Here is a 24,591-nt window from a genome sequence, read left to right as displayed (position 1 = left end):
ATGATGAAAGTTGTGGTTACCGGGCTGATGGCCGCTTGGCTGAGCTTATCAGCATTTGGCGTGCAGGCCGGTGCGAACGGTATCGACCTGAAGCTTTCCATGCAGCCGATTAATGAACGGCAGTTGAGTGACGGGCAGATTATTGGCAGCGGTCAGGTAACTTATCCGGGAGAACATCGCGGATTCCAGGTATGGCTAACGGCGGAAAAACAAAACGGCGCTGCGGAACGTTATATCTTGCGCGGCAGCAATAATAATGCTCATCGGATGTTTGTCAGGTTGGAGCGCCCTGAGTGGCATCCGGATGATATTGGTAAACAGGGCATCATTCTCTATACCGGTGAGGCAAGGGCTGATTTTAATATTGTGATTGATGGCGACCAGGCGGTCGCGGCGGATAACTATGCGGTGCCAGCCTTGGTAGGTGCGTTAAATTAATCATCCGTTTTTTGTTAAATAATCACATTGAATGACGTGGGTATATATTCCCTAGCGAAGTTTGGCGTGTTTATATCAATGTTAATTAGTGATTTCATTCTGTGTTGATAATTCGTTGACCAGAAAGGGAAATGTTCAGTTGACTATATTTAAATATAGAGGCTGAATCAAATTGTTTGGATTTAATTATAATTTAAACTTAATGGAGTTTATCATGAAAAAGAAATTGTTAGCTTGTCTGGTTCTGGCTATGGGGACGATGACCGGTGCAGCACATGCTCAATGGGCTACTACGGCTTCTGCGGTAGGACATGCCACGGTAACTGCAACTGCAACCTGGTCAATTGCAGAAAAGACTAAGGGCCAATGGAAGACTGATGGCTCATCGCAACAGGCTCTGGTGATGACAGTCAGCAATGATAATGCAGGCACCCCGGGTCGTTTCTCATTAGATACAGATGCCGCAAACCATGACGACAATGGCTGGTTTATCACAAAGAGTGATGATGCCACCAAAAAAATTAATCTTACGGTAGATGACACCAAGTTGGCATGGGATGCAGCCCGCCACAATTATAAGTATAGCGATAATGTCGCTAAAGGAAACAAGGTAACGCTCTCATTCACCCCTAAAGATGGGCAAACATTAGAGGCCGGAGAGTATGAAATGAAGATGAATCTTTTGGTTGAGCACCCATAAGTTCGTAAGTTAATTATCTGCGTGCGGATTTTCTCCGTGCGCAGTTTATTTTTTATTTTAACTTTTTATAAAGGGAGTTGTGCTGTTGCATGATGTCCTGTGGTTGAGGTGATGGAATGAAAGTTAATAATAAAATAATGCGTGATTGGATGGTTTTTATTACCGTCGTTGAGTCATGCAGTTTTTCTATTGCGGCAAAACAATTATATTGCAGCGTGGCTTCTGTGAGCAAGTCAGTAGCCAGGCTAGAGTATACGCTGGGGACGGTATTGCTTAGCCGTAATGCACACCGGGTAGAAGTGACCTCGGCCGGGGTCGTGACGTATAAGAGAGCCAAGGAAATACAGCAGATATATTATGAGCTTTCCTCGGAGGTCTGCATTCGTGATGCGAGCATCAAAGGGAGGATCCGTTTTTCGACCCCCTCTATATTATGTGAGCATGTGGCAAATCGTTGGGTCTATGATTACATGTGTAAGCATCGGGATGCTCATATCCATCTGCTTTCCCGGGATCGTACTGCCTTAACCGTTTCCTCTCCGGAATTTGATGATCTGGTGCTAAAAAGTGGTTTGATCAATTCACCTGATTTGGTCCATCAGGAACTACCGGCAATGCGATTTTTACTGTGCGCCAGCCCGGAGTATATAAAGGTGCATGGTGAAATAGACACGCCGGATGATCTTGCCAGACATTGGATCATGAAGGTTGATCATCCATTTTTAGACTACCCGCTTACATTGCACAATGAACGTGAAAGTTGCTCCCTGGGTATTGAGAACCATACGCAGTTGACATCTAATAACATTTCAAGCCTGCTTAAACTGACATTATCAGGTGCCGGCGTGTGTGTGGCCCTGCCCGAATGGCTGGTGATGAAATACGTAAGGAGGAATCAGCTAAACGTTATTTTACCTCAGTGGCATATACCTGAACTTCCTATCTATCTTGTCTGGCGATATCGAAAGAACTACTCAAACCTCTTTCTTGATTTCAAAAAAGAGATTGAGTTGAGATGGTCCTGTTTGTTGGTTGAGGGGGTTGACTGAAATTTTAATGAAAGTGTGAGTTATTATCTTGTTATTAATGGGGATTTCGAGATGAACCGTTCCAAGCTGTTTGAAAGGGAGTCAATATTTATTGTCCTGACAGATAACTTCTATCTATATGCCGGGTTGGCTGATTTAGCTGCTGGGAGAGAGGTTTTGCATATTGATCTTGGTGCGAGCAGCGGAATTCCCAATCTATCTTATAATAAGAACATTATTATATTAATTGATGGCCTGGTTTTTCTTAGTGGTAATTGGGTTGGATTTCATTCGCTTACTGGTAAATATCCCGCGGCCTCTATAGTTTGGTTGATCAGAGAAGAGACGGGACTCTTATTCCCCTGTGAGAGAGAGGGGGACATTTTATTGGCACAGAAGTCACGGCCCAATATTGTTAGTGTTTTCCTACAGCAAATAATAACGCTGCCTGAACTACTTCCGGGGGATTTAGATGTGGTGAGGCCATTTATATTGACCCCGACAGAAAAAGATATCCTCTTTAGCCTGCTTTATGGGGAGACAGTGTTACGCCTAGCAAGAGGTAGAAAAAAAACGCTTAAGACAATATATACCCACCAGAGGAGCATTGTGACTAAAAGCGGTTTTAAATCCGTCGAGTTTTTACGTCATGTAATATTTAACAATAAATCTATTTTTAATTCACAATGGTGGTGGAAGCATGTTTATAAAAGGTGATTCGTTTCCGTCGTTGTTGAAGGTTTTTATTTTTTATCCGTGATTGTTTTAATTTGCGAAAAGAGAAGTGTGTTAAGGTTAAGTATGTTTAAAGTTAATAAGTTATTCACCAGGAACGTTCTGGTACTGTCCTTTTTTTTAACGGTAGGGTTTGCATATGCATTTCCGGCGGCAGCGTCTCTTTCCGTGGAAGAAGCTGGTATGCAAACGGCTGCGGATATGAATCGGCGGTTTCTGGATACTCACGATACGTGCGGTGCAAATCCTGCCTGGTTTTGCAATGGCATTATGATTCGTGCGGCAAATGCTACGCCTTCCTACCATGCCTGGGATCCCAGTCCTTCATCACAGCGGCGCGGTGGCGTTTCGTTTAGCTACTTTCGCTCTGATCTTTATTCCACCCGGTTACAAGGTGCACGTACTCAGGGATTCACGATTAAGTCTGGCCAGGCAGGAGAACTGTCGGTTAATCCTCTTAAGGTGCTTTGCTCATTCCCTTATGATGCCGGAACCGGAGATAGAGGTGATAACGGCTGTGGTGGAAACAAATATTACTCGTTAGAGAGCAAAGCATGCTCCGCGCTGGGAATCACCACGGCCAAACAGTGGCTAGCTCACTTTTCCGACTCTCAATTGACGGGAGAAGAACCTTACCGCCATCAGTGCGGCTTTGCCGCTGATGCCGCCGAGAGTTTCGCCACCAGCCTTGTGGCGCGCCGCATTTCAAAACCGCAGGAGCAGTTGGTTGGTTGGAGCCAGAATGAACTGTCGATTGCAACCTGGAAGTCAGGCATTGCAGAACAATTGCCGCTCGAATCCTTTTTCTATATCCCGCAACCGAAAACTGTATCATCTGCAGCGCCGGCCGGTACTGATTTGAGCGGCCTTGCTGGCGCGCAGTTTATGCAGCGTGACTATTATCAACAAACAGGAATGATTATCCCGGTAATCCGAATGTCTCTGAGCAATCAGCCGCAGGATGTTTTTAGCTGGCGGGCAGAGGATCAGGCAATCTCAACGGGAAAAATTGTCGGGTTATTGCCTGATATTGCTGATATAGCGGGAGAGAAAAGCAAAACCATTACTAAGGCATATTATTATCGCCTGCCTTATTTAACGGTTTCTGTTCCACACTATGCAGGGATGGCTACTGGTGACGTTGTCAGCATACGTTGGACCGGCCCGAACCATACCTACATCTCGGAGGAAAAAACGATTGCCACGCCCGGAGTGATAACTTTCCAGATACCTCGGGTTGAAGTGATTGACAGTATTGGTCATACGGCCCAAATTTCTTTTGCCGCCAAGCAAGCCAACGGCATCGTTGAGCGCTCATCGGCCCTGCCTGTTCAGGTTGAGGGACAAGAACTTGATTTACCCCCGCCGGTTATCAGTAGTGATTTGCACGAGGTAAAGGTTAAGTTCAACGGGATGAACGCTTCCCACCGTATTTCCGTCCGTCTGGAAGGCGTAAAAACCCATGATACCTCCCGGCAACCCGGCTCGTTCTCTGAAGAGTTATTTTTCGATATACCGGAAGGTTGGGTGCAAGAAAACCATGGTAAAACGATATTGATTAACTATGCGGTAGGGGATGAGTGGGGAGGGAAATTTCAGTTCTCGCGGACTTTGAGGTTTGATATTCCTTAGCGAGAGGAGGCTGCTTTGACAGTAGTGCTACGTTAATGCACAGCTGCCGGAATCACAGTTGCAGATATCTAATAGTATAGCGCCAGGACTTGGGTAACCGGCGCTTTCCCTGTGTTGAACAACGCCTTGGCGTTGCTACACAGAAGAGGGAGGGAGACTCGGATATGGGGATTTTCAATTCACCCTGATTTTTCTAAACATTCATTGATTTCATGAGTATGGCGTAACGTGATGTCATTTAAGGTGGTGCGAATAGGCGTATTCCTGCCGCGATGCCACTTAGGCCAACGGGCATCACATTTGCTTAGGGGATTCATTGCGGTGATGCAAGGCGCCTTTTGAGTAACGGATTCGGGAAAATTCATCATCGGTGTTGACAAGGTGGTAACCAACTAGTAGGTTGGTTGTATTGCGCTCAGCCATGCACGCCCAAAGGCGGTCACTGCTGAGCATAGGTATTCAGTTAGCGAGTCAATATTTTATGAGCGTGGAACTTTCACCCCGAGCCACCGAAATCGCCGAGCATACCAAGCTTTTGCTGGCCGCCGGTGGCTATAATGGATTCAGCTATGCCGATTTGTCCAAACGTATCCAAATCGGCAAAGCCAGTATTCATCATCATTTCCCCACCAAGGCGGATTTGGTGCTTACCGTTGTGAAACAGCATCGTGAGCAGACGCGTAGCGCATTGACCGCTATGGCGCAGCAGATCGATGAGCCGCTTGCCTGCCTGACGGCCTACACCAACTACTGGGCGCAATGCATCCGCGAAGGCACGATGCCCATTTGTATTTGCGCCATGCTGGCCGCGGAATCCCCACTGTTACCCCCGGACATTGCCAATGAAGTCCATGACTATTTTGACGATCTGGCTGACTGGCTGGCTGTGGTTTTGGAGAAGGGCGCCTCGCGCGGGCAATTTCATCTGCATGGCAACAGCGCCTCTACTGAGGCGCAGGCCCTGATGGCTCTGGTGTATGGCGCGATGTTGTCAGCGCGGGCGACGCGTCAGCCGGAAGTATTTGGCACGGTAGTGAATGCTGCCATTCATCAGTTGACTGTTTGAATCAGGTCGCTCGGCCGCTTGAGTGCTGAGCGACTATTTTTTTACCCTGTCAATCAACCAACTAGTTGGTTGTTAGTCGAGAGTTTTCCTGGCGTGGCTTTCGACAGTTTGCTGCACAAACACGCCGATTGTTCGTGATGCGGTGTTCTCATCGCCAAGGAGAGCTGTATGTCTATCTCAATACTACGTAAATCTTTCATCAACGGTTTCATGGGCATTGCCCTTGTGACGTGCGGACTGAGTGCCGCGGCCGCGGCCAATACGGCCGATCACCCAGTGAATGTGCGCGGCACGGTGGTCTCACTTGCTGGCGATCGGCTGCAACTGAAATCACGCGAGGGCCAGGCACTGACGGTTACGCTCAATAAAGGGTGGGCGGCGTCCGCTGTGGTGAAAGCGAGCATCGGTGATATCAAGCCTGGCGACTTTGTGGGCATTGCCTCATTACCTGAGTCTGCCGGCGGTGACGGGGCTCTGGAAGTGCTGATTTTCCCGCCTGCGGCGAAGGGGACGGGAGAGGGCAGCTATGGCTGGGACCTGAAACCTAACAGCATGATGACCAATGCCACCGTCGGCGATGCCGTGAAGTCGGTGGACGGCAGTACGGTAACGGTCACCTATCATGGCAAAGAGAAGAAAATCGCCATCCCGAACGGTACGCCGGTGGTCACGCTGGTACCCGCTACGGCTGCGGACGTGAAACCTGGTACCGCCATTTTCAGCGTAGCCAAAAAGGATGCGCAGGGTATGTTGTCGACCAGCCAGGTGCTCGTAGGTAAAAACGGTGTTGTGCCCCCCATGTAACAGGCTCACTACATTGACCGGCTGGAATGCATGACCAGCCGGTAAGAGGCTTTTTCCATGAATATCTTTGATTTTATATCTGCCCGCGCAGCGGCTCGTTTTACGCCTCGTCACGTTATCCGGAGACATTCTCGGACCGTGCGCGTCACGCACTGGGTTAATGCGCTGTGCTTTTCGATCATGTTGCTCAGCGGGCTGCAGATTTTCAATGCGCATCCCAGACTCTATTGGGGGCAGTATGGCGCGGATACCGAGCATGCCCTGCTGGAAATAAGCACAAAACAACGCGAGGATGGCCTGAAAGGATTTTTGCGCATAGGGCCGCTCAGCATCGATACCACCGGCGTTCTGGGCGTCTCGACAGAAAAGGGGGCTGATGCGGCGCGGGCTTTTCCTGCCTGGCTGACCATTCCGTCTTACTACGATCTGGGCGCCGCCAGGAACTGGCATTTTCTGTTTGCCTGGTTGCTGGTGGTTAATGGCCTGATTTATTTGGCGCATGGATTCTGGCGCAATCATATTCGGCGGGAGCTATTTCTAGATCGCGATCAGCGGACGCTACGGCACCTATGGCGAGAAATCCGGGATCATGCACGTCTGCGGTTTGCCAAGGGTGACGAAGCCAGGCGCTATAATGCGTTGCAAAAAATCACCTATTCACTGGTTGCGCTGGTGCTTTTGCCTCTTATGGTGTTGACCGGGTTGACCATGTCGCCGGGTATTGATGCCGCCTTCCCATTCTTACCCGATCTGTTCGGTGGCCGGCAGTCGGCACGTACCTTACATTTTGTCACCGCCTCCTCGTTAGTGCTGTTTGTCATCGTGCACTTATTAATGGTTTTGTTGTCGGGGTTCTGGAACAACATGCGCTCGATGATCACGGGGAAATACAACATCGGTTACACAGGAGATAAGCCGTGAACAAGAGATTTTCCCGGCGGCAGGTGTTGACCGGCCTGCTTTCCGCTAGCGGCATATTGCTGCTCAATGGCTGCGACCGCGTGACGCAGAGCGGATCGTTTGGCGGCGTATTGCGCAACACTGAAAAGCTGACGATGGCGGCTCAGCGGCTACTGTCCGATCGTCAATCGCTGGCTCGGGAGTACAGCGTGGCCGACTTATCGCCGGTATTTCGCGCTAATGGTACTCAGGCACCTGACTCTGAAGAATATAATCGCTTGCTCGACAATAACTTTGCCGATTGGCGGTTGCAGGTTGATGGGTTAGTACAACAACCGCTCAGTCTGTCGCTTGCCGAGCTGAAGCATCTTCCGTCGCGCACGCAAATTACTCGGCACGATTGCGTCGAGGGGTGGAGCGCCATCGGACAGTGGCAGGGGGTTCCCCTGGGCCGGATATTGGATCTGGCTCGATTAAAACCCGGCGCCCGTTATGTCGTTTTTCACTGTGCGGATGAGCTGGAGGTCACCTTTGATGGCAGCGGCCGTTATTATGAAAGCATTGACCTGATTGATGCTTATCACCCGCAAACTATTCTCGCGTATGCCATGAATGGCAAGGATCTGCCGGTGGCACATGGTGCACCACTGCGGCTAAGGGTCGAAAGACAGCTTGGCTACAAACAGGCGAAGTATCTGATGCGGATCGAGGTGGTTTCCTCTTTCGACGCCTTATGGGGAGGACGAGGGGGCTATTGGGAAGATCGTGGTTATGAATGGTATGCGGGTATCTAAAGTTTTTGCGCCGGAAATATTAGACATATCGACCAGCATCCTGATTGACTGCTGTTCGGGTAATATAGAAATACAATTATGTGTTTTTATACTGAGCGTTGTTATCTGACGGATAAACGTAGCGCTATTTTAACTGCTTGAAATAAATTCTGATGTTTCATTATGAACGGTAAGTAAAAGGCACTTTAAGTGTTTTTTATGTTTTCTTTATATTCTTGTTGCTGAGGAAATAACATGGCTGTAGATATGTTCTTAAAAGTTGATGGCGTTAGCGGTGAATCGAAGGATGCTGGGCATTCTGGTTGTACTGACGTTCAATCATTTAATTGGGGAGCTAACCAGCCGGGGAATATGCACGTTGGCGGCGGTGGCGGTGCCGGCAAGGTGACATTTAAGGATTTAAACGTTCACGCCTTTATCGATAAAGCGACGCCTGCGATTATAGGGTACTGCGCCAGCGGTAAGCACGTTTCATCTGTAACTTTGACGGTGTGCAAGGCCGGTGGCCAGCAAATAGAATACGCAAAAGTTGAGTTGAAAGATGTGTTGGTTACCGGTGTGGACGTCAGCGGCGCCGGCAGCGCTGACGGTATTCCGGTTAATTACAGTTTCCAGGCGGCACAGGTAAAAATCCACTATTGGGAGCAAACCGAGAAAGGCGGGAAAGGCGCAGAAATCCAATCCGGTTGGAACATTAAAACCAATAAATTAATGTAAGGGGGCGGCGATGAATGGTGCTAACGGCCAGTTGATTTCCTCACCAAAGGATTTTTTAGAGGCAAATGTCATCGATAATATTAATTGGTTACAGGAGGCCGGGCGACCATCGGACTCGGTAAATAACCGATTGGTCACCATGGCGAACTCGCTGAAGGAGGCGAGTTTCGATCTGGTGCGAAGCGGTACCGGCAGCGGGTTAAATCGCTATGATTTCCGCCTGTGTACCGATCGTACAGATAACGACGTACCGATACGCGCATATTGGTGCCCGTTTATTCAGGGCAATGAATTACCGGGCTATGTGGATATACCACGGCACAACCCGCAATATCAGTTTTTATTTACGCCTGCGATGAATGGTTGCGCATTTTATGTGACGGCTTCACCAGAAAGTAAAGAGATGATCCGCGTTTATCACAACCAGCATCCCGACTCAGAATTGATCAAGGAAAAGATAGGTAGCGAGCCTATTTCTACCTTTTCATTCTCTGAGTACGGTACCGAGAGTAATCCAAACGCATTTAATTTGATGAGTTATCATAATGGCGAATGGAATTACATTAGCCAGCCGCAACAGTTTACGGTTGGCGCTCGCGGTTTTGGTGTCGAGTATCGAACCGGTGAGTCCGTGCGAATGCGGCCCGTTTTTTAAACGGCAGGCAATCAGTAGCATGAGCGGAAAATGTCACGCCATTTTGGAGAATGACCTGGCTAGTGGGCGTTTGAGACGGGCATTCTCTGCAGCGAGTTCGCTCTCACGTTCAGAAGGCACTGTCTGTTGTTGCTGCTTGCTGCGCCAGGCGTAAATCTGGGCCTCGTAAAGGGTGAGTTCGCGGGCGGCCCCGTTGCGGCCCGCGCCGCCGGGTTATTGGCGATAGCGGGTCAGGCCGCTGGCTTCCAGCTGGCGGATCGCCGCTACCCAGTGTTTTTGCGTGATTTCGTCGGTGCCGCTGCGAAAGCGGGCCGACTGCTCTTTGACCTTTTCGACCGCGGCGGGAGGCGCGTAGTGCACGTTGTCCCGTCCGCCGGCGAGCGCCGCTATCTGAATGTTACAGGCGCGCTCCAGGCCGTGCAGCTCGCGGAATGCGTGCTCAATAGTGACGCCGCCGGCTAACAGACCGTGGTTGCGTAAAATCATCACGTTGCTGTGGCCCAGATCGTTGACCAACCGCTGCTGTTCATCCAGATCGAGCGCGACGCCTTCGTATTCGTGATAGGTAATACGCGAATAATAGGCCAGCGCATGCTGCGAGAGCGGCAGCAGCCCGTCCTTCTGCGCCGATACCGCGGCGCCGTCTTTGGTGTGGGTGTGCAGCACGGCCTGCAGGTCGGGACGCGCGCGGTGTATGGCGCTGTGGATGACAAAACCCGCCTGATTGATGCCCAGCCCGGAGGGATCGGAAATAATGTTGCCGTCCAGATCGATTTTCACCAGGTTGGAGGCGGTGATTTCACTGAACAGCAGTCCGTAGGCGTTGATCAGGAAATGTTCTTGCGCACCCGGCACGCGCGCCGAGAAATGCGTGTAAATATGATCGGTCCAGTGATACAGCGCCGCCAGCTGGTAAGCGGCGGCCAGTTTAAGGCGTATCTGCCACTCTTCCTGGCTGACGCCCTGTGCGACTTCATCATTTCTGGCGGTTGGCGTAGACACCAAAGACATACATAGCTCCCATTAATTAACGGTAGGTTGATAAGCGTTGGCCGCGATCACCAGTCGATTCCCTGGCCCAGTATTTTCAGGATGTCTTGCCGGTGCTGGATCAGCAGCGGATCGTCACGGTGGCGCGGATAAGCCAGCGGCACCGTAAACTGCGCCAGGATCCGGCTCGGACGCGGCGACAGGACGATCACCCGATCGCTCAGCAGCAGCGCCTCTTCAACATCGTGCGTCACCAGCAGGCTGGTATAGCCCCGGCTTTGCCAAAGGTTAATCAGTTCGCGCTGCATACCGATGCGGGTCAGCGAGTCCAGTTTTCCCAGGGGTTCATCCAGCAACAGCAGGCGCGGTTCGTTGAGCAGGGCGCGTGCCAGCGCTGCGCGCTGCGCCATGCCGCCGGACAGCTGCCGGGGATAGGCATGGGCGAACTCACCCAGACCGATACGGCTAATCAGGCCGTCGGCCTTGTGCTCCTGACCGCCGAGCCTTTGCGCCTGCGGCCCGAGCAGCACGTTCTGTCGTACCGTCCGCCATGGGTAAAGCGTGGGATCCTGAAAAACCAGAATTCGCTCGGGGCTGGGGGCGTCAATCGGTTGAGCGTCGGCCAGCAGGCGGCCGCTTTGCCGCGCCTCCAGCCCGGCCAGCAGGCGCAGCAGGGTGGATTTCCCGCAGCCGGATGGCCCCAGCAAAGAGACGCTCTCGCCGGCGGCAATGCTAAGGCTGATGTTGTCCAGCACGGCGATGTCCCGGTTATCCAGGGCGAAGCTGTGGCTGACGTTCTGTACGTCTATCGTGATGCCCGCGCTGGTTATCTGCGCCTGGGCGGCCTGAGCTACCATTTCATCACTCCTTGTTGCCAGCTGAGCAGACGGTTGCGTACGAAAAACAGCAGGCTAATCAGCCCCGAACACAGAAAGGCCATCACGATCAGCGCGGCATACATATTCGGATAGGCGGCCCAGCCCTGCGCCCACTGTAAGTAAAAGCCGATGCCGGCTTTAACCCCGACCATTTCCGCGACGATCAGCACCGAGAACGAGGCCCCCAGCCCCATAAACACCCCGACAAAAACGTTAGGCAGGGCGGCGGGAATAGCCACGTGGAAAATCAAAAAGCGTTGGCTGGCGCCCAGGGTGCGCGCCACGTCGTAATAGGCCTTATCGATATTGGCGACGCCGGACCAGGTGAGCACGGTTACCGGAAACCAGGTTGCCAGTGCGATTAAAAACACGCTGGCGCCAAAGCTGCTGGGGAAGATAAACAGGCACAGCGGCAGCAGGGCGGTCGAAGGCACCGGCCCCAGCAGGCGCAGGATCGGATGCACCCAGTAGCCGATGCGTTGCGACCAGCCGATAGCCATGCCGCTGATAAAGCCGGCCAGGGTGCCAATCATCACCCCCAGCAATAATAACGACAGCGAGTGGTACAGGCTGTTGAGCAGCCGCGACCAGTCGGTGAGGTACACCTCAATCAATGCCTGCGGCGGGGCGAAAAACGGCAGCGGCAGCGCGCCGGTTTTCGCCGTAAGCAGCTCCCACAGGCTGAACAACAGCGGCAGTGCGATCAGCCATTGCCCGGCGCGCAGCAGGCCGCGCCCGCGCCGATGCCAGAGCCGGTAGCTGAGCGCCAGAACCAGCAGCGTGACGCCCAGCGCCAGCTGCAGCCCGCTCCAGGCCTGGCTGTACGGCCACGTGCGGCCGTGGTCAGGCCAGAAGGTGGTGATAAACCCGGCGGCCAGCCAGCATGCCGCCGCCAGCAGGCCGGTGAGCCAGAGCGGCCGCGCGGCGTTTTTTTCGCGTTTCTCGGCCCGGTCAAGCAAATACGTTGGCATAAATACTCTCGGCAAACTGGTGGGGATCGGTACTGGGCTTAATCACCTGCACCCGCTGTAAATCGCTGACGTATTGCGTCAGTTCGTTGACAAAGGCCGGCCCGACCGCGTGATGACCGTGCGCCTGGCCGTGGAGAATGCCGGCCACTTCTTTGACGTTGGTGTTCAGCGCGTGGGCCATAAACGCATCGGCCACGTTTTCGGGGTGTTCTGCCGCGTAGCTGTGGGCATCCAGCAGCGCCTGCGTCAACGCCGCCGCTACGGGCTGGCGATCGCGCGCCAGGGAGCCGCTGACGCCGACCACGCAGCAGCTGAGGTTGGCGTATTCGCCGCTCATATTGCTGGCCAGCAGCCGGTACTTACCGCTGTCCAGCAAGCGGTAGCTGAATGGCTCGCTGCCGCTGATGGCGGCGATCTCCTGTTTATCCAGCGCAACGCTCAGTAAATCCGCTGGGTAGACTTTCCACTGCACGTCGGCGATGGGATCGACGCCGTGGCGTTTGAGCAGGATGGCAAAGAAGTTCTTGTCGGGGCCGGCCATGTCGGTCACGCCGATCGTTTGGCCCTTCAGCGTGTCCAGACGGGTAAACGGACCGTCTTTGCTGGTCAGCAAATTCAGGCAGCCGCCGTGGGTGCCGGCGGTGAGTTTCACATCAAAACCCTGTTCCAGCGCCTTCAGCCAGCGCAGGGCCATACCGATGCCCGCATCGGCCTTGCCGGTGGCGATCGCTTCCAGGAGCAGGTCGGTCGAGCTGCCGAAATTGACGAACTCAACGTCCAAATTATATTTGCTGAAAAAGTGTTGCTGCTCCGCCACCGTGACGGGCGCGATGCACACCGCGCTCTGGTTAATGGCCAGCTTCAGCTTATACGGCGCGGGCAGGCGCAGCGCATGGCCCTCCGCCTGCGGCATGGCCGACATATCGTGGGCGAATAGTCTGGGCGAGATGCCGGCTAACAACGGCGCTGCCAGCAGGCCGCTGCTCAGACTGAGGAAGCGACGGCGTGAATACCGGACAGTGTGTTTCATGGCTGGTCTCCCTGCGGTTGTTGCGTCAACGGCGGTATGCCGAACCCCTGGTCAAAGGTGCGGGTAACGTCAAGCGGTTGCCGAATCAGCCCGTTAGCCAGATAAAAGTCGGCGGTGGCTTGCTGTTGGTGAATGGTGTGTTCATCAATCTGTTGCCAGCGTAGCCGGCGGCTGGCGAACTGTTCGCGCGCAATATCGGGCGGGAACCTGATGATTTTCCCCAGCGTTTCACCGTAGCTGTCGAGATTGGCGTAGGCCCAGCGCTCCGCCTTGGCCAGACGGTTGAGGTAATCCTGCAGAGCCTGGCGTTTGGCGCTGTCGCCGAGTGCGGCATCGGTGGCCGCCAGGAAGGTGTTGCCCGGCAGCAGGCCGGCGCCGCTGACCAGCACATGCCCTTGCCCGGTTTTTACCAGCTGGGTCGTGTAGGGTTCCCAGGTGGCCCAAGCGTCGACCGAGCCGCTGAGCAGGGCGATCTTGGCATCCACGGGGCCTAAAAAGACCAGCTGGACGTCCGCGGTGGTCAGGCCGGCCTGCTGCAGCGCCTTCAGCGCGACAAAGTGGCCGATGGAACCTTTACCGGTGGCGATGCGTTTACCTTTCAGATCCCGGCCGCCTTTTAGCGGCGAGTTTTCCCCGACCAGAACCGCCGTGCCCGCCGGGTTGCTTTTATCGACCGCAACGGCTTTCACCGGCGCGCCTTGCGCAAGAGCAAACAGCAACGGCGCATCGCCAATGATGCCGGCGTCAACCGCACCGGCGTTGAGCGCTTCGGCAAGCGGGGCGGCGGCTGGGAATTCGGCCCATTTGATCGCGTAAGGGAGGTTGCTGAGCGCGTTGGCCGCCTCCAGTTGTGAACGCATACCGCCTTTTTGATCGGCGATACGTAAGGTAACCCGCGTCTCGGCGGCCAGCGCCTGGCCGGCCAGTGCGAGCAGCAGTACAGCACCCAGAGTGTGTTTAAGACGCCACATAGTGATCCTTATCCTTCGGTGTAAAGTCAGTGCCCTGCGCGACGCCGGTCAAGGCCGCTTTGCCGGCGTTAACCCATGCGCTGTCGTTCTGCGGGGTATGTACCCGGCCGCACAGCACGTTGCGGTAGTGACGCTCCAGCGGGTTGTGGCGCGTCAGGCCGTGGTTACCGGTCAGCGCCAGCGCTTTGCCCACCGCATTGACGGCGTTTTCGGTGATGGTGATTTTCGCCAGATTGGCCTGTTCGGTGGTGAAGGCCTGCGCGGCCGCCTGACGCAGCAGGCTTTGGTTGACCAACAGCATTTCATCGATCTGCCCGACGTTTTCCTGCACGCGGGGCAGCGTGGCCAAAGGGACGCCGAGGCTGGCCGGCACGCGCTGCTGCAACCAGCCGAGCAGCCAGCGACGCGCCGTCTGGGCAATGCCGTCATAGATGGCCGCCAGCAGGGCCGTATGGGCATTGGCGGCGGTCCGGATCCGCGCCGTATTGGGCGCCGGCGGCTGACTGGCCGGATAAACGCTCACCGCATGGCTGAGCGGCACCTCAACGTTTCGCAGCACCACTTCATGGCTGCCGGTGGCGCGCATTCCCAGGTGGTTCCAGCTGGGGGTAATGGTGATGCCCGCGCTGCTGCGCGGCACCAGCCAGGTGCCGACCAACGGGGCAGCGTCATCGCTGCGCGCCCAGACCGCCAGCCAGCTCAACCCCTCAATGCCGGTGGTATAAAGCTTATGGCCATTGAGCCGCCAGCCCGCCGGCGTACGCGTCGCCACGGTGTGGGGCAGGCCGCCGCGCGTCGGGGAGCCGAGTTCCGGCTCTACCCGCAGGCTGTTGAGCAGCGCGCCGTGCCGCACCGCGCTGTGACTGACGGCGCAGCGCAGCGGCTCTGGCCAGTCGGCATCGGTAGCCAGGCGCAGGTGATGCAGATACTGCATGCAGACGATGAGCGCGGTTGAGGGTTCGCCCTGCGCGATGGCGCTGACCACCTGCTGCAGGACGGCAAGGCTGGCGCCCGCACCGCCGTAATCTGGCGCGCAAGCCAGCCCCAGCAGGCCATGCTGCTGCAGCCAGGCCAGATTGGCGTGCGGGAACGCGCCGCTGCGGTCAAGCTCGGCGGCCTGCTGCGCCAGCTGCGCGCGGATTTGTTCAAGCGGTGGGTGAATGTGCTGCTGCCCAAGCGACGGCGTAGAGCGGAGCGATGGCATGCGGAATCCCCTTGTCGTCAGGCGCTTTGTCTGGCGTCGCGCTGGGCGATTTTGGCTCGGGCGATCGGCAGCAGCTCTTTACCGTATTCCTCGGCATCGTTAAGCGGGTCGAAACCGCGAATCAGGAAATTATTCACCCCCAGATCGTAGTAATCGAGCAGGGCGTCGGCGACCTGCTCCGGGGTGCCCACCAGCGCGGTTGAGTTGTGCCCGCCGCCGTACAGTTTGGCGATGCCGGTCCACAGGCGTTTATCCACCACGTTGCCCTGCGCTGCGGTGGCCAACAGGCGTTGCGCGCCCACGCTGTTGGGCTTGTTTTTCGCCCCGACGCCGCGCTGCGCGACATGTTCTGTGGCGACGTGCAGGATCTCTTCCGCTTTTTCCCAGGCCTGTTTTTCTGTGGCGGCAATGATGGGCCGGAAGGAGACGCTGAAGTCGAGCTGGCGCTGGTGTTTGGCCGCTTCAGCCCGCACGCGCTGGATGGTTTCCTGGGTTTGCGCCAGCGATTCGCCCCACAGGGCAAAGACATTGGCGTGTTTGCCGGCGACGGCGATGGCCGCGTCTGACGAGCCGCCGAAAAAGATGGGGATATGCGGCGTCTGGAGCGGTTTGATGGCGGAAAAGGCCTGCTCGACCCGGTAGAAATCATTGTGGGCATCGAATGGCCGATCCCGGGTCCAGACCTGACGCACGATGTCTAAAAATGCATCGGTGCGGGCATAGCGTTGATCGTGATCGAGATAGTCGCCGTCGCGGCGCTGCTCTGCGTCATTGCCGCCGCTGATGATATGCACCGCCAGACGGCCGTTCAGCAGATGCTCCAGAGTGGCGAATTTGCGCGCCGCCAGGGTAGGGGCAACGAACCCCGGCCGGTGCGCCAGTAAGAATTTGATGTTCTGCGTCGACAGCCCGGCAAGCGCGGTGACCAAAAAACCGTCGGGTTGATCGGACCAGTGGCCGACCAGCAGCCGATCAAAGCCGGCAGCTTCATGAACTTGCGCAAAGCGGACAATATAGTCGCTGTCGAATATCGGGCCTGCCGGGGGGATGATTTCCGAAGACAGGCGGTGGCCGATCATGCCTAAAAATTGGACGCTCATTAGAACTCCTTGCCAGGATGCGTGATAGGGTTTGGCCGCTGCCTACGGATTGGCGATAAGCAGCGCTGTTTTTATACCCTATACGTAAGGTTCTAATGATCTAAATGCATTTTTATCATATCTTAATATGCATATAATTTATTATCAGGCTAACTCATTATTTTCATTCAATTAGTGCAACAGTTCCTGCACGATCTTCTCGGCAAAAAAAGTGGTGGGCTGCTGCAGGTTACCCAGCCCCCGGCTGCTGACCTGCCACAGCTGCACTTTCGGCTGGAAGTCGGCCAGCTCGAGCACGGCGATCTCATGCTGATACGGGCTGTGGGTTAACGCGGCTTTCGGCACCAGCCCCAGCCCCAGGCCTTGTGCGACCAGGCTGATTTGCAACTGTGCGCCTGCGGTTTCCACGTTGATTTTCAGCCCCAGGCTTTGCGACTGTAAATCGCGGGTTAGGCCGGCGCGCAGGCCGCAGCCGTCGGGGTTCAATATCCAGCCGTGGTGGGCGCAGTCGCTGAGGCGGGTGGCGCTGAGATTGAGGTGCTTACTGGCGATCACGACAACCTCCAGCGGGCACAGCGCTTTTGCCTCCAGGCTGTCATCGAAGGTTTGCTGCGCCGGCCCCATGGCGAGCAGGCTGTCCAGCTCAACGTTTTCCAGACGTTTGAGCAACTGCCCGCCCCAGCCGCACATGACCTGCGGGCGCAGCTGCGGGTAATGTTGGCCGAGGGCCGCCAGCGCCGGCTGCAAGGCAATTTCACTCAGACTTTGCGGGATCCCCAGCCGCAGCGGGCCGCTGGGCTCTGCATCCTGATTAAGTAAGCTTTCCAGCCGCTTGGTCTCACGTTTTATCGTCAGGCACTGTTCATACACGCGGCGGCCGATGGCGGTCAGTTTCAGCGGTTTGGTCTGGCGATCCAGCAGCGTGGCGCCCAGGCTTTGCTCAAAGCTTTGCAGGCGGCGGGTGATGGCGGACTGGCTGATGCCAAGGTGTTCCGCGGCCCGGTTCAGCGAAGCAAACTGCACCACTGCCAGCAGCGCATCAATATCGTCTGTACGCATGGGTTTCCTGTTTATGTGTATCTTGCATTTTAGTTTATCAAAAAAATGCATTTAGTTAATGTTTGGTTCTCTGTTAGCGTGCTAGGCAGGCCTCAGACAGGAAAGCCTTATGACAACGCCATTACCTTTAGACCGTTTACGTCAGTTCATCAAACATCTGGAGCAACTGCATCAGCAGCCGCTGAGCGATGCGGCGCGGCTGGCACAGGCAGCGCCGCGGCTGGCCGAGCTGGTGCGGCAGGATGACTGGTTGGCCGAAGAATACGCCGCGCCTCATCCTCAGCACTATCAGCAGTACCTGCTGCATATGGATGCCGAGCAGCGCTTTTCCATCGTCAGCTTCGTTTGGGGGCCGGGACAGATTACGCCGATCCATGACCACCGCGTGTGGGGGCTGATTGGCGTGCTGCGCGGCGCTGAAATTAACCAGCGCTACGTGCTGGACGCCCAGGGGACGCCCCGAGCCGCAGGCGACGCCGAGCGGTTAACCGTCGGCCAGGTGGCGAAGCTGTCCGAACAGGACGGGGATATTCACCAGGTCCGCAATGCGTTTAGCGATCGCGTTTCGATCAGTATTCATGTGTATGGCGGCAATATCGGCGCCGTCAGGCGTGCGGTGTATAGCGAAAGTGGCGTCGTGAAGCCCTTCGTTTCCGGCTACTCCAATACGCAACCGACTCATATCTTGGACTTTTCTAAGGACGTGTAAGTATGACTGCCTTTGTTTACCGTGATTTTCCCACGCTGCGCGCCGCGTTAGTGGCTGGTCAGGAACTGGCGTTGATCGATGTGCGTGAAGAAGCCGAGTTTGCGGCAAGCCACCCGCTGTTTGCGGTGAATATTCCGCTGAGCAAACTGGAGCTGGAAATCTATCGGCGTATTCCGCGCCGTACCACGCCGATCGTCGTCTATGACGCTGGCGAAGGGTTGGCTGAGCAGGCGGCAGGGCGATTGCGGCAGTTCGGCTACGACGATGTCGCCCTGCTGAGCGGCGGGCTAGCGGGCTGGCGTGCCGCCGGCGGTGAAATTTTTCAGGATGTGAATACGCCCAGCAAGGCGTTTGGCGAACTGGTGGAAAACCGCAGGAACACGCCATCGCTGACCGCAGAGCAGGTTAAGGCGCTTATCGATCGCCATGCCGATGTGGTCATCGTTGATGCGCGCCGCTTTGATGAGTATCAGACCATGAGCATCCCCACCAGCACCAGCGTGCCGGGCGCGGAGTTGGTGCTGAGGATCCATGCGCTGGCGCCGAATCCTGACACCCAGGTCATTGTTAACTGCGCCGGGCGTACGCGCAGCATTATCGGCACCCAGTCGCTGATTAATGCCGGCATCCCCAATCCGGTGGCGGCGTTACGCAACGGCACCATCGGCTGGGGACTGGCGGGGTTTGCGCTGGAACACCAGCAACAGCGTCGCTACCCGGATAGCGCGGATAATCTGGCGCAGGCCCGACAGCAGGCGCGGCGGGTAGCCGATGAGGCCGGCGTAAGGCGCATTGACCGTGAAACGCTGGCGTTATGGCAGCGGGATACGGCGCGCACCACCTACCTGTTTGATGTACGCAACCCCGAGGCGTATCGCGCCGGGCATGTGGCGGGCAGCCACAGTACGCCGGGCGGGCAGCTGGTGCAGGAGACGGATCACTATGCCAGCGTACGCGGCGCCCGCGTGGTGCTGGTGGACGATGACGGCGTGCGCGCCAATATGAGCGCTTCCTGGCTGGCGCAGATGGGCTGGGAGGTCGCGGTGTTAGACGGCCTGACTGCCGATGATTTTAGCGAGCGGGGCGATCCCGCCGCCGTGCTGCCGCCGGCGCCGCCGGCTGATGAAATCACTCCCGCGCAGCTGGCTGAACTGCTGGAGCAGCCGGGGACGGTGCTGTTGGACTTCACCACCAGCGCCAACTACGTGGCGCGCCATATTCCCGGCGCGCACTGGGTTATCCGATCGCGGCTGCCGTTGGCATTGGAAAACCTGCCGCCGGCCGAACGCTACGTGCTGACCTGCGGCAGCAGCCTGCTGGCGCGCTATGCGGTTCCGGAAGTGGCCGTGCTGACCGGCAAGCCGGTACGGTTGCTGGCCGGCGGAACGCAGGCGTGGATCGCCGAAGATCGGCCGCTGGTGAGCGGGGAAGATCGCCTGATCTCACCGCGGATCGATCGTTACCGCCGTCCGTACGAAGGGACGGACAACCCGCGTGAGGCGATGCAGGCGTATCTGGACTGGGAGTTCGGGCTGGTGGCGCAGCTGGAACGTGATGCCACGCATGGCTTTAACGTGCTCTGAATCATCAGGCAAGACATGGCCGGTAAAGAGGAACGGTAGGATGAAGGTTGCTGTGTTAATTCGGGCCGCGGGGCTGAGCGCCGCGCTGCTGATGACGTCGTTGGCGCACGGGGCGATCGGCGATGCCAGCTTGGTGCTGGGCGATCAGGCACGCGGGTTGCGCAGTCTGGTTGAGGCCGCCGGCGTGATGAAAGATGCGCCCTATCAGTATCGGTGGGCCAATTTCCAGGGGGCGGCGCCGCTGTTTGAGGCGCAGCGCGCAGACGCCGTAGATACCTCCTATGCCGGGGATCTGCCGATCTTAATGGCCGCGGCGGGCGGGGTGGATTTTAAGCTGATTCAGACCAACGTGGGTTATGCCCAGTCTAACGGGATTATCGTGCCCAAGGATTCACCGCTTCACAGCGTCCGCCAGTTGCAAGGGCAGACGGTGGTGGTGTCGTCGGCGCGCGGCAGCATTTCGCTAAATCTGCTGTATGCGGCGCTGCAAGAGGCCGGGCTACAGCGGGAAGATGTACAGATCCAGTTTGTGATGCCCACCGACGCCAGCGCGGCATTCAATACCGGCAGAGTCGCCGCCTGGGCGGTGTTTGATCCCTATCTGGGCGTTGCGGAGCAGAACGGTGCGCGCCTGTTGCGCGATGGTCAGGGATTAACGCCGTCGCTTGGCTTTTTGACCGCCACCACGCGCTCACTGGCCGACCCGGACAAGCGGGCGGCCATCAAAGACTTTGCCGAACGCGTCGCCAAGGCGCGGCAGTGGGCGCTCGACAACCCGGAAGAATACGCTAAGGTTTACGCGCGGCTGACGCGCCTGCCGCTCGACACCGCCCGACGCATTGCGAGCCGTACCTCCAAAGGCGTGCATAGCGTTAGTCAGCAGGATATCGACAGGCTGCAACCGGTGGCTGATTTGTTTTATCAGTTAAAGATATTACCGCGTCCTGTGCAGGTGAGCGCTTTGGTTGATCGGTCATTGAGATAATACGGCCGCCGTAGGCGATGTCTTCGGGGGGGCTGTCCGATGAAGAGCCTTCCCCGGAAATTTATATGGTATTTATTTATAGCTTCTTTTTTTACTAATAAAGAGTTAACTGACTCGGCCGGACTAATTAAGCTTATGTCTACAAATGACATTCTCTTGTCATTCTTTTATATTAGCTTGTACTGTGTTGTTTTTTGTTTGCTTATTTATATATTTGGTTTTTTATCGGTACGTTTAGGGCCTTTAAAGAGAGAGGGTAAAACCCTTAGTTTATTAGTTCGCTGGACGGATTATTTCTTTATTTATTTCATCGGTCATTTCTGCAGCGAACCCTGCATTTCCCCATATAATGCGCGCCTCCTCACGTGAGGCGTGCGTTCAAGACTTCGTCGGCATGAGATGTTTATGCGGCTGAATAACTGCCTGCTGTTTGCTCAGGAAAAACACGAGATTGCACAGTCTGCGGATTGTGAAGATGTTGTCAGGTTTTACTTTACGGTACAGCAGGGGATGGTGATCCTGGCCCGTGACGGGGGAACGAAGGCCCAGCTGGATAGTGTGGCTAAATCGGCGCTGCTGCTCTGGCCGGCGCTGACCGGTTCACGGACGTAGTTTTGCCCCGGTTGACCAACCTTAACCATGAGAAAGCCCTCAACTCGTTTCAACGGGAGGGGATTTGAGGGTGGGTCAGCCAGTGCTTTGAGTTTCTTTTTGTCCATAATTCTCCTATCTCCATAGCCAAAAACAACATAACAAAAACAATAAATTACACAGTTTTAATTACAGTCCCTATCAACCTGACGGCATGATGACTTGCATCCGTTTACCTTCAGCGGAATGTTGCTTTATGGTGCTGATGCCAAACGTTGCGCAGCTTTGATGACAGAGGCACGTCTTCTGGCGTGTTCTTCCTTGCTATCAGTACCTGTTAACATACGAGCAACCTGCGGAACAGCGGACCACCATCCTGCCAGGGCCAGCACCAAAAAAGCCAGGTGATCTGCCTCAATAGCTTGGGTAACGCAACCTTGTTGCTGTCCGTCGGCTACTGCTTTGATCTTGTATCCATAGTATTCGCGACGCTGCTCTTCGTCTGGAACTTCATCGCTGAACGTCAACCCCTCCCAGCGCATAAGCCGGCTCAACTCAGGGTGCTCAAGATGGTAATCGTAAACTCGTCCGGCATAATCGCCAATATTTTCGACCGCAAAGGATGTGACAGGTAATGCCGATGCTACTTTGGCCAACTCGCGCCGCAGTACGGCAGAAAACAGGGCGTATTTGTCGCCAAAGTAATTATAAATACGCTCCTTGTTAACGCCGGCCAGCTTGGCTACGCGTTCCAGGGTGGTGCCATCAGGGCCGAACCGGGCAAATTCGCTGGTAGCCGCATCCAGAATTTTACGTTTAGTTCCCTCAATATCCCACGCCATCTTTTGACTCTCTCATCTATTGGTTGTTGCCGCTGCGTAATCATACTATAGTCAAATCCAACTAAAACGTTGGAGTTTTAGTTTCATATTGAAAGGAGTCTGGAAGAATGAAGAATACTGTCCTTATTTGTGGACATGGTCCCGGCATATCTCATGCGCTTGCGCGCCGTTTTGGCAAGGCGGGTTATCCCGTTGCGTTGATTGCGCGCAATGCTCGGCGCCTCGCTGATGCGGTAGCAGAATTGACGTCTGAAGGCATTAACGCTCGAGCTTTCACTGCTGACTTGAGCAAGATCGATGCAATACGAAGCGCGATTATGGATGCACGTGAAATGCTGGGTCCTATTGGTATTTTGCACTGGAACGCTTTTCTTGATATTGAAGGCGACCTGTTGTCCACATTGCCTGAGGAGCTGAGCAAAAGCTTTTCGACCCGAGTTACCGGTTATATCACCGCAGTGCAAGAGTGCCTGGTCGACCTTACTGCTTCCAAGGGGGCTGTGCTCGCCACCAGCGGTATTATGGCGCTTGATACTCCGCAAATTAACGCTTTTGCCACTCAATACGCAGCACTCGCCATCGGCGTAGCCGCGCAACACAAGGCTACAAATCTTTTGGTACAGACTCTGGCACCGCATGGCATCTATGTCGGTGAGGTGATCGTCAATGGTTTTGTCACAGGGACACCGGGCAGCCATGGAGCAAGCTATACGATCGCTCCGGGGGATGTCGCTAAACAGTTTTGGGAACTCTATACCGCACGGCATATGCATTCCGTCGTTGTTGGGAAAACAGTGTCAATCACGGAGGCTGGATGCGATGACTGAACATACACAGGTTACTAGCCCGACGAATAATAGTTCAGGAGAAACTGCACACCTTACTCAAGCCTATTCGGCAAACGGGAAGGTTGTCGGACTGATGGTTGCGGTTGCGTTGCTGGTGTTGAGTCAGCTTTATCTGGCCATTCCTCTGTTGTCGTACGTCGGTCAGGCGTTCAGTCCGTCGACGCCGGGAGCGGTCACATTCGCTTTGGCCACCTGTTTTAGCCTGGCCTACGCCGGAGGGTTCCTGATCTGGGGGCCACTGTCCGATCAGTACGGCCGGCGTCCAGTGATTCTGATCGGACTAAGTGCACTATCCGTGAGCACCCTGGTATGCGCGATGGCGCCTTCGCTGCCATGGTTGGCAGGGTTGCGAATAATACAAGGGCTGGCAGCATCCAGTTTTGCTCCCGTAGCATTGGCCTATCTTGCCGAAGCCATGCCGGCGCGCCATCGGGCAACCGCCATTGGGGCAATGTCTACGTCTTTCCTCGTGGCTGGGATTTTTGGACAAGTGCTCGCCGGTTGGATGGCGTTAAGATGGGAATGGTTTTGGGTATTTCTGGCTACTGGGGCCAGTTTGATAATCATGATTCCATTTATTTCTATGATGGTAAAGGAACCGACACGTATTGCTGTTGATGGGCATCTCGGGCATCGCTTTGTCGCATTGGGTAAGCTGGTTGCACAACCCGCTATCCTGCTACTGTCATGCGCGCATATCATGCTGCTTTTGTCTTTCGTTGCGATGTATACGGCATTGGGACCGCATATGATGGGATTAGGGCTTGATCCAGCCAAGGTTATCATGCTGCGTTTGGTCGGACTGCCGGGAATGTTCATGGCATTGCTGGTCGGGCCGTTGGCTGTGCGGATCGGCATGCCGGGAGTTGCCAAAATGGGCTATTTGGTGGCTGCTGCAGGCTTGGCCCTTGAGGTTATTTTATCGCAATCTCTGGTCGGTATAGCGATGGGCAGCTTGATCTTTGTCACTGGTGTTGCTCTCGCGGTTCCGGCGATGATCACGCAGTTTGGTGAGTTGGCGGTACCGAACCGCGCCGGAGGCATGGCTCTTAATGGTTTTGTACTGTTTGTTGGCGCCAGCATTGGCCCGCTTATCGTGGCATGGGTGCCAGGTTTTACTGCGCTGTTGTTAGGGCTGACTGTAGCACTTTTATTGTCGATAGCGTGTATTGCCGGCAGCGCATCGCTTTCTGCGGCGAGAAGGAAGTCATAATGCGGTATTATTCCACTTAACTGATGATGACCCCATCGGGTTAAACCAGAATCCGTTTTGTCCGGTGGGGCACATATCAATACTGGGCGGTTATTAGGGTTGACCATTTTTTCCTTGCAGTCGTGATGAACCATATTATGGAAGAGTG

The 24,591-nt window shown here is 55.2% G+C and carries 27 protein-coding genes and 1 pseudogene; 18 read left to right on the top strand and 10 right to left on the bottom strand.

Annotated elements, in window-relative coordinates:
- The 11 genes from afaD to D781_RS18385 all read left to right on the top strand — a co-directional run bounded on the left by afaD (nt 1) and on the right by D781_RS18385 (nt 9,469).
- Nucleotides 1-438 carry an AfaD family invasin gene (afaD, locus tag D781_RS18435; RefSeq protein WP_015673849.1) on the top strand — a complete coding sequence of 146 codons (438 nt, stop codon included), beginning with the start codon at nt 1-3 and terminating at the stop codon, nt 436-438.
- 214 nt (nt 439-652) lie between these two features.
- On the top strand, nt 653-1,138 hold the full coding sequence (locus D781_RS18430) for a hypothetical protein (RefSeq protein ID WP_041411885.1): 486 nt from the start codon (nt 653-655) through the stop codon (nt 1,136-1,138).
- A 116-nt stretch (nt 1,139-1,254) separates the two neighbouring features.
- Nucleotides 1,255-2,187 (top strand): LysR family transcriptional regulator, encoded by a 933-nt coding sequence (locus D781_RS18425; protein ID WP_015673847.1) that lies wholly within the window; start codon nt 1,255-1,257, stop codon nt 2,185-2,187.
- A gap of 51 nt (nt 2,188-2,238) precedes the next feature.
- Entirely contained in the window at nt 2,239-2,883 is a 645-nt protein-coding gene (locus tag D781_RS18420; RefSeq protein ID WP_015673846.1) for a DNA-binding protein with HTH domain, read from the top strand.
- An 84-nt stretch (nt 2,884-2,967) separates the two neighbouring features.
- The gene (locus D781_RS18415; protein ID WP_015673845.1) at nt 2,968-4,533 is read left to right on the top strand and encodes a hypothetical protein; all 1,566 of its coding nucleotides are present in this window, start codon (nt 2,968-2,970) and stop codon (nt 4,531-4,533) included.
- Nucleotides 4,534-5,014: 481 nt separating this feature from the next.
- Nucleotides 5,015-5,599, top strand: coding sequence for a TetR/AcrR family transcriptional regulator (locus tag D781_RS18410; protein WP_015673844.1), 585 nt, complete (start codon nt 5,015-5,017; stop codon nt 5,597-5,599).
- Nucleotides 5,600-5,767: 168 nt separating this feature from the next.
- A complete protein-coding gene (locus D781_RS18405; protein ID WP_015673843.1) occupies nt 5,768-6,403 on the top strand; it encodes a hypothetical protein in 636 nt (211 codons plus the stop codon).
- A 57-nt stretch (nt 6,404-6,460) separates the two neighbouring features.
- On the top strand, nt 6,461-7,324 hold the full coding sequence (locus D781_RS18400; protein WP_015673842.1) for a cytochrome b/b6 domain-containing protein: 864 nt from the start codon (nt 6,461-6,463) through the stop codon (nt 7,322-7,324).
- Nucleotides 7,321-8,097 (top strand): molybdopterin-binding protein, encoded by a 777-nt coding sequence (locus D781_RS18395; protein ID WP_015673841.1) that lies wholly within the window; start codon nt 7,321-7,323, stop codon nt 8,095-8,097. The genes D781_RS18400 and D781_RS18395 overlap by 4 nt, the downstream gene beginning before the upstream one ends.
- A gap of 234 nt (nt 8,098-8,331) precedes the next feature.
- Nucleotides 8,332-8,814 (top strand): type VI secretion system tube protein Hcp, encoded by a 483-nt coding sequence (locus D781_RS18390; protein ID WP_015673840.1) that lies wholly within the window; start codon nt 8,332-8,334, stop codon nt 8,812-8,814.
- Nucleotides 8,815-8,824: 10 nt separating this feature from the next.
- On the top strand, nt 8,825-9,469 hold the full coding sequence (locus D781_RS18385; RefSeq protein WP_015673839.1) for a hypothetical protein: 645 nt from the start codon (nt 8,825-8,827) through the stop codon (nt 9,467-9,469).
- A gap of 57 nt (nt 9,470-9,526) precedes the next feature.
- Here the strand turns inward: D781_RS18385 and D781_RS23500 are convergent.
- From D781_RS23500 to D781_RS18345, 9 genes and pseudogenes are all read right to left on the bottom strand, one after another.
- Nucleotides 9,527-9,658 (bottom strand): annotated as a pseudogene (locus D781_RS23500) (transposase); the annotation flags it as partial.
- 24 nt (nt 9,659-9,682) lie between these two features.
- Nucleotides 9,683-10,480 (bottom strand): class II aldolase/adducin family protein, encoded by a 798-nt coding sequence (locus D781_RS18380; RefSeq protein WP_015673838.1) that lies wholly within the window; start codon nt 10,478-10,480, stop codon nt 9,683-9,685.
- Between the two features lie 47 nt (nt 10,481-10,527).
- Nucleotides 10,528-11,316 carry an ATP-binding cassette domain-containing protein gene (locus D781_RS18375; protein WP_015673837.1) on the bottom strand — a complete coding sequence of 263 codons (789 nt, stop codon included), beginning with the start codon at nt 11,314-11,316 and terminating at the stop codon, nt 10,528-10,530.
- Nucleotides 11,310-12,308 (bottom strand): ABC transporter permease subunit, encoded by a 999-nt coding sequence (locus D781_RS18370; protein ID WP_015673836.1) that lies wholly within the window; start codon nt 12,306-12,308, stop codon nt 11,310-11,312. The genes D781_RS18375 and D781_RS18370 overlap by 7 nt, the downstream gene beginning before the upstream one ends.
- Nucleotides 12,289-13,338: an ABC transporter substrate-binding protein gene (locus tag D781_RS18365; RefSeq protein ID WP_015673835.1), complete on the bottom strand. Its 1,050-nt coding sequence runs from the start codon at nt 13,336-13,338 to the stop codon at nt 12,289-12,291. The genes D781_RS18370 and D781_RS18365 overlap by 20 nt, the downstream gene beginning before the upstream one ends.
- Nucleotides 13,335-14,309: an ABC transporter substrate-binding protein gene (locus D781_RS18360; RefSeq protein WP_015673834.1), complete on the bottom strand. Its 975-nt coding sequence runs from the start codon at nt 14,307-14,309 to the stop codon at nt 13,335-13,337. The genes D781_RS18365 and D781_RS18360 overlap by 4 nt, the downstream gene beginning before the upstream one ends.
- Entirely contained in the window at nt 14,296-15,513 is a 1,218-nt protein-coding gene (locus tag D781_RS18355; RefSeq protein WP_015673833.1) for an acyl-CoA dehydrogenase family protein, read from the bottom strand. The genes D781_RS18360 and D781_RS18355 overlap by 14 nt, the downstream gene beginning before the upstream one ends.
- A gap of 17 nt (nt 15,514-15,530) precedes the next feature.
- Nucleotides 15,531-16,613 (bottom strand): LLM class flavin-dependent oxidoreductase, encoded by a 1,083-nt coding sequence (locus D781_RS18350; RefSeq protein WP_015673832.1) that lies wholly within the window; start codon nt 16,611-16,613, stop codon nt 15,531-15,533.
- A 171-nt stretch (nt 16,614-16,784) separates the two neighbouring features.
- The gene (locus D781_RS18345) at nt 16,785-17,672 is read right to left on the bottom strand and encodes a LysR family transcriptional regulator (RefSeq protein WP_015673831.1); all 888 of its coding nucleotides are present in this window, start codon (nt 17,670-17,672) and stop codon (nt 16,785-16,787) included.
- Nucleotides 17,673-17,781: 109 nt separating this feature from the next.
- Between D781_RS18345 and D781_RS18340 the strand changes: the two genes are divergently transcribed.
- From D781_RS18340 to D781_RS18325, 5 genes are read left to right on the top strand one after another with little or no spacing between them, the layout of a single operon-like run.
- The gene (locus tag D781_RS18340) at nt 17,782-18,381 is read left to right on the top strand and encodes a hypothetical protein (protein ID WP_015673830.1); all 600 of its coding nucleotides are present in this window, start codon (nt 17,782-17,784) and stop codon (nt 18,379-18,381) included.
- 2 nt (nt 18,382-18,383) lie between these two features.
- Nucleotides 18,384-19,964 (top strand): rhodanese homology domain-containing protein, encoded by a 1,581-nt coding sequence (locus tag D781_RS18335; protein ID WP_015673829.1) that lies wholly within the window; start codon nt 18,384-18,386, stop codon nt 19,962-19,964.
- Between the two features lie 52 nt (nt 19,965-20,016).
- Entirely contained in the window at nt 20,017-20,949 is a 933-nt protein-coding gene (locus D781_RS18330; protein WP_233494103.1) for an ABC transporter substrate-binding protein, read from the top strand.
- Between the two features lie 39 nt (nt 20,950-20,988).
- On the top strand, nt 20,989-21,318 hold the full coding sequence (gene cui, locus D781_RS23755) for a colicin immunity protein Cui (protein WP_071823855.1): 330 nt from the start codon (nt 20,989-20,991) through the stop codon (nt 21,316-21,318).
- A gap of 36 nt (nt 21,319-21,354) precedes the next feature.
- Nucleotides 21,355-21,561 (top strand): hypothetical protein, encoded by a 207-nt coding sequence (locus D781_RS18325; RefSeq protein ID WP_124014460.1) that lies wholly within the window; start codon nt 21,355-21,357, stop codon nt 21,559-21,561.
- 233 nt (nt 21,562-21,794) lie between these two features.
- Here the strand turns inward: D781_RS18325 and D781_RS18320 are convergent, their stop codons facing one another.
- Nucleotides 21,795-22,382 (bottom strand): TetR family transcriptional regulator, encoded by a 588-nt coding sequence (locus D781_RS18320; RefSeq protein ID WP_015673827.1) that lies wholly within the window; start codon nt 22,380-22,382, stop codon nt 21,795-21,797.
- 107 nt (nt 22,383-22,489) lie between these two features.
- On the opposite strand from D781_RS18320, the gene D781_RS18315 reads away from it, so the two are divergent.
- Complete coding sequence (locus D781_RS18315; protein ID WP_015673826.1) at nt 22,490-23,209, top strand: SDR family NAD(P)-dependent oxidoreductase; 720 nt, start codon at nt 22,490-22,492, stop codon at nt 23,207-23,209.
- On the top strand, nt 23,202-24,443 hold the full coding sequence (locus tag D781_RS18310; RefSeq protein WP_015673825.1) for an MFS transporter: 1,242 nt from the start codon (nt 23,202-23,204) through the stop codon (nt 24,441-24,443). The genes D781_RS18315 and D781_RS18310 overlap by 8 nt, the downstream gene beginning before the upstream one ends.
- Nucleotides 24,444-24,591 lie beyond the last annotated feature (148 nt).

The sequence above is a fragment of the Serratia sp. FGI94 genome (assembly GCF_000330865.1).
GTDB classification, from domain to species: domain Bacteria; phylum Pseudomonadota; class Gammaproteobacteria; order Enterobacterales; family Enterobacteriaceae; genus Serratia_B; species Serratia_B rubidaea.
The sequence above is the reverse complement of the archived record's forward strand: the minus strand, read 5'-3'. Positions and strand labels throughout refer to the sequence as shown.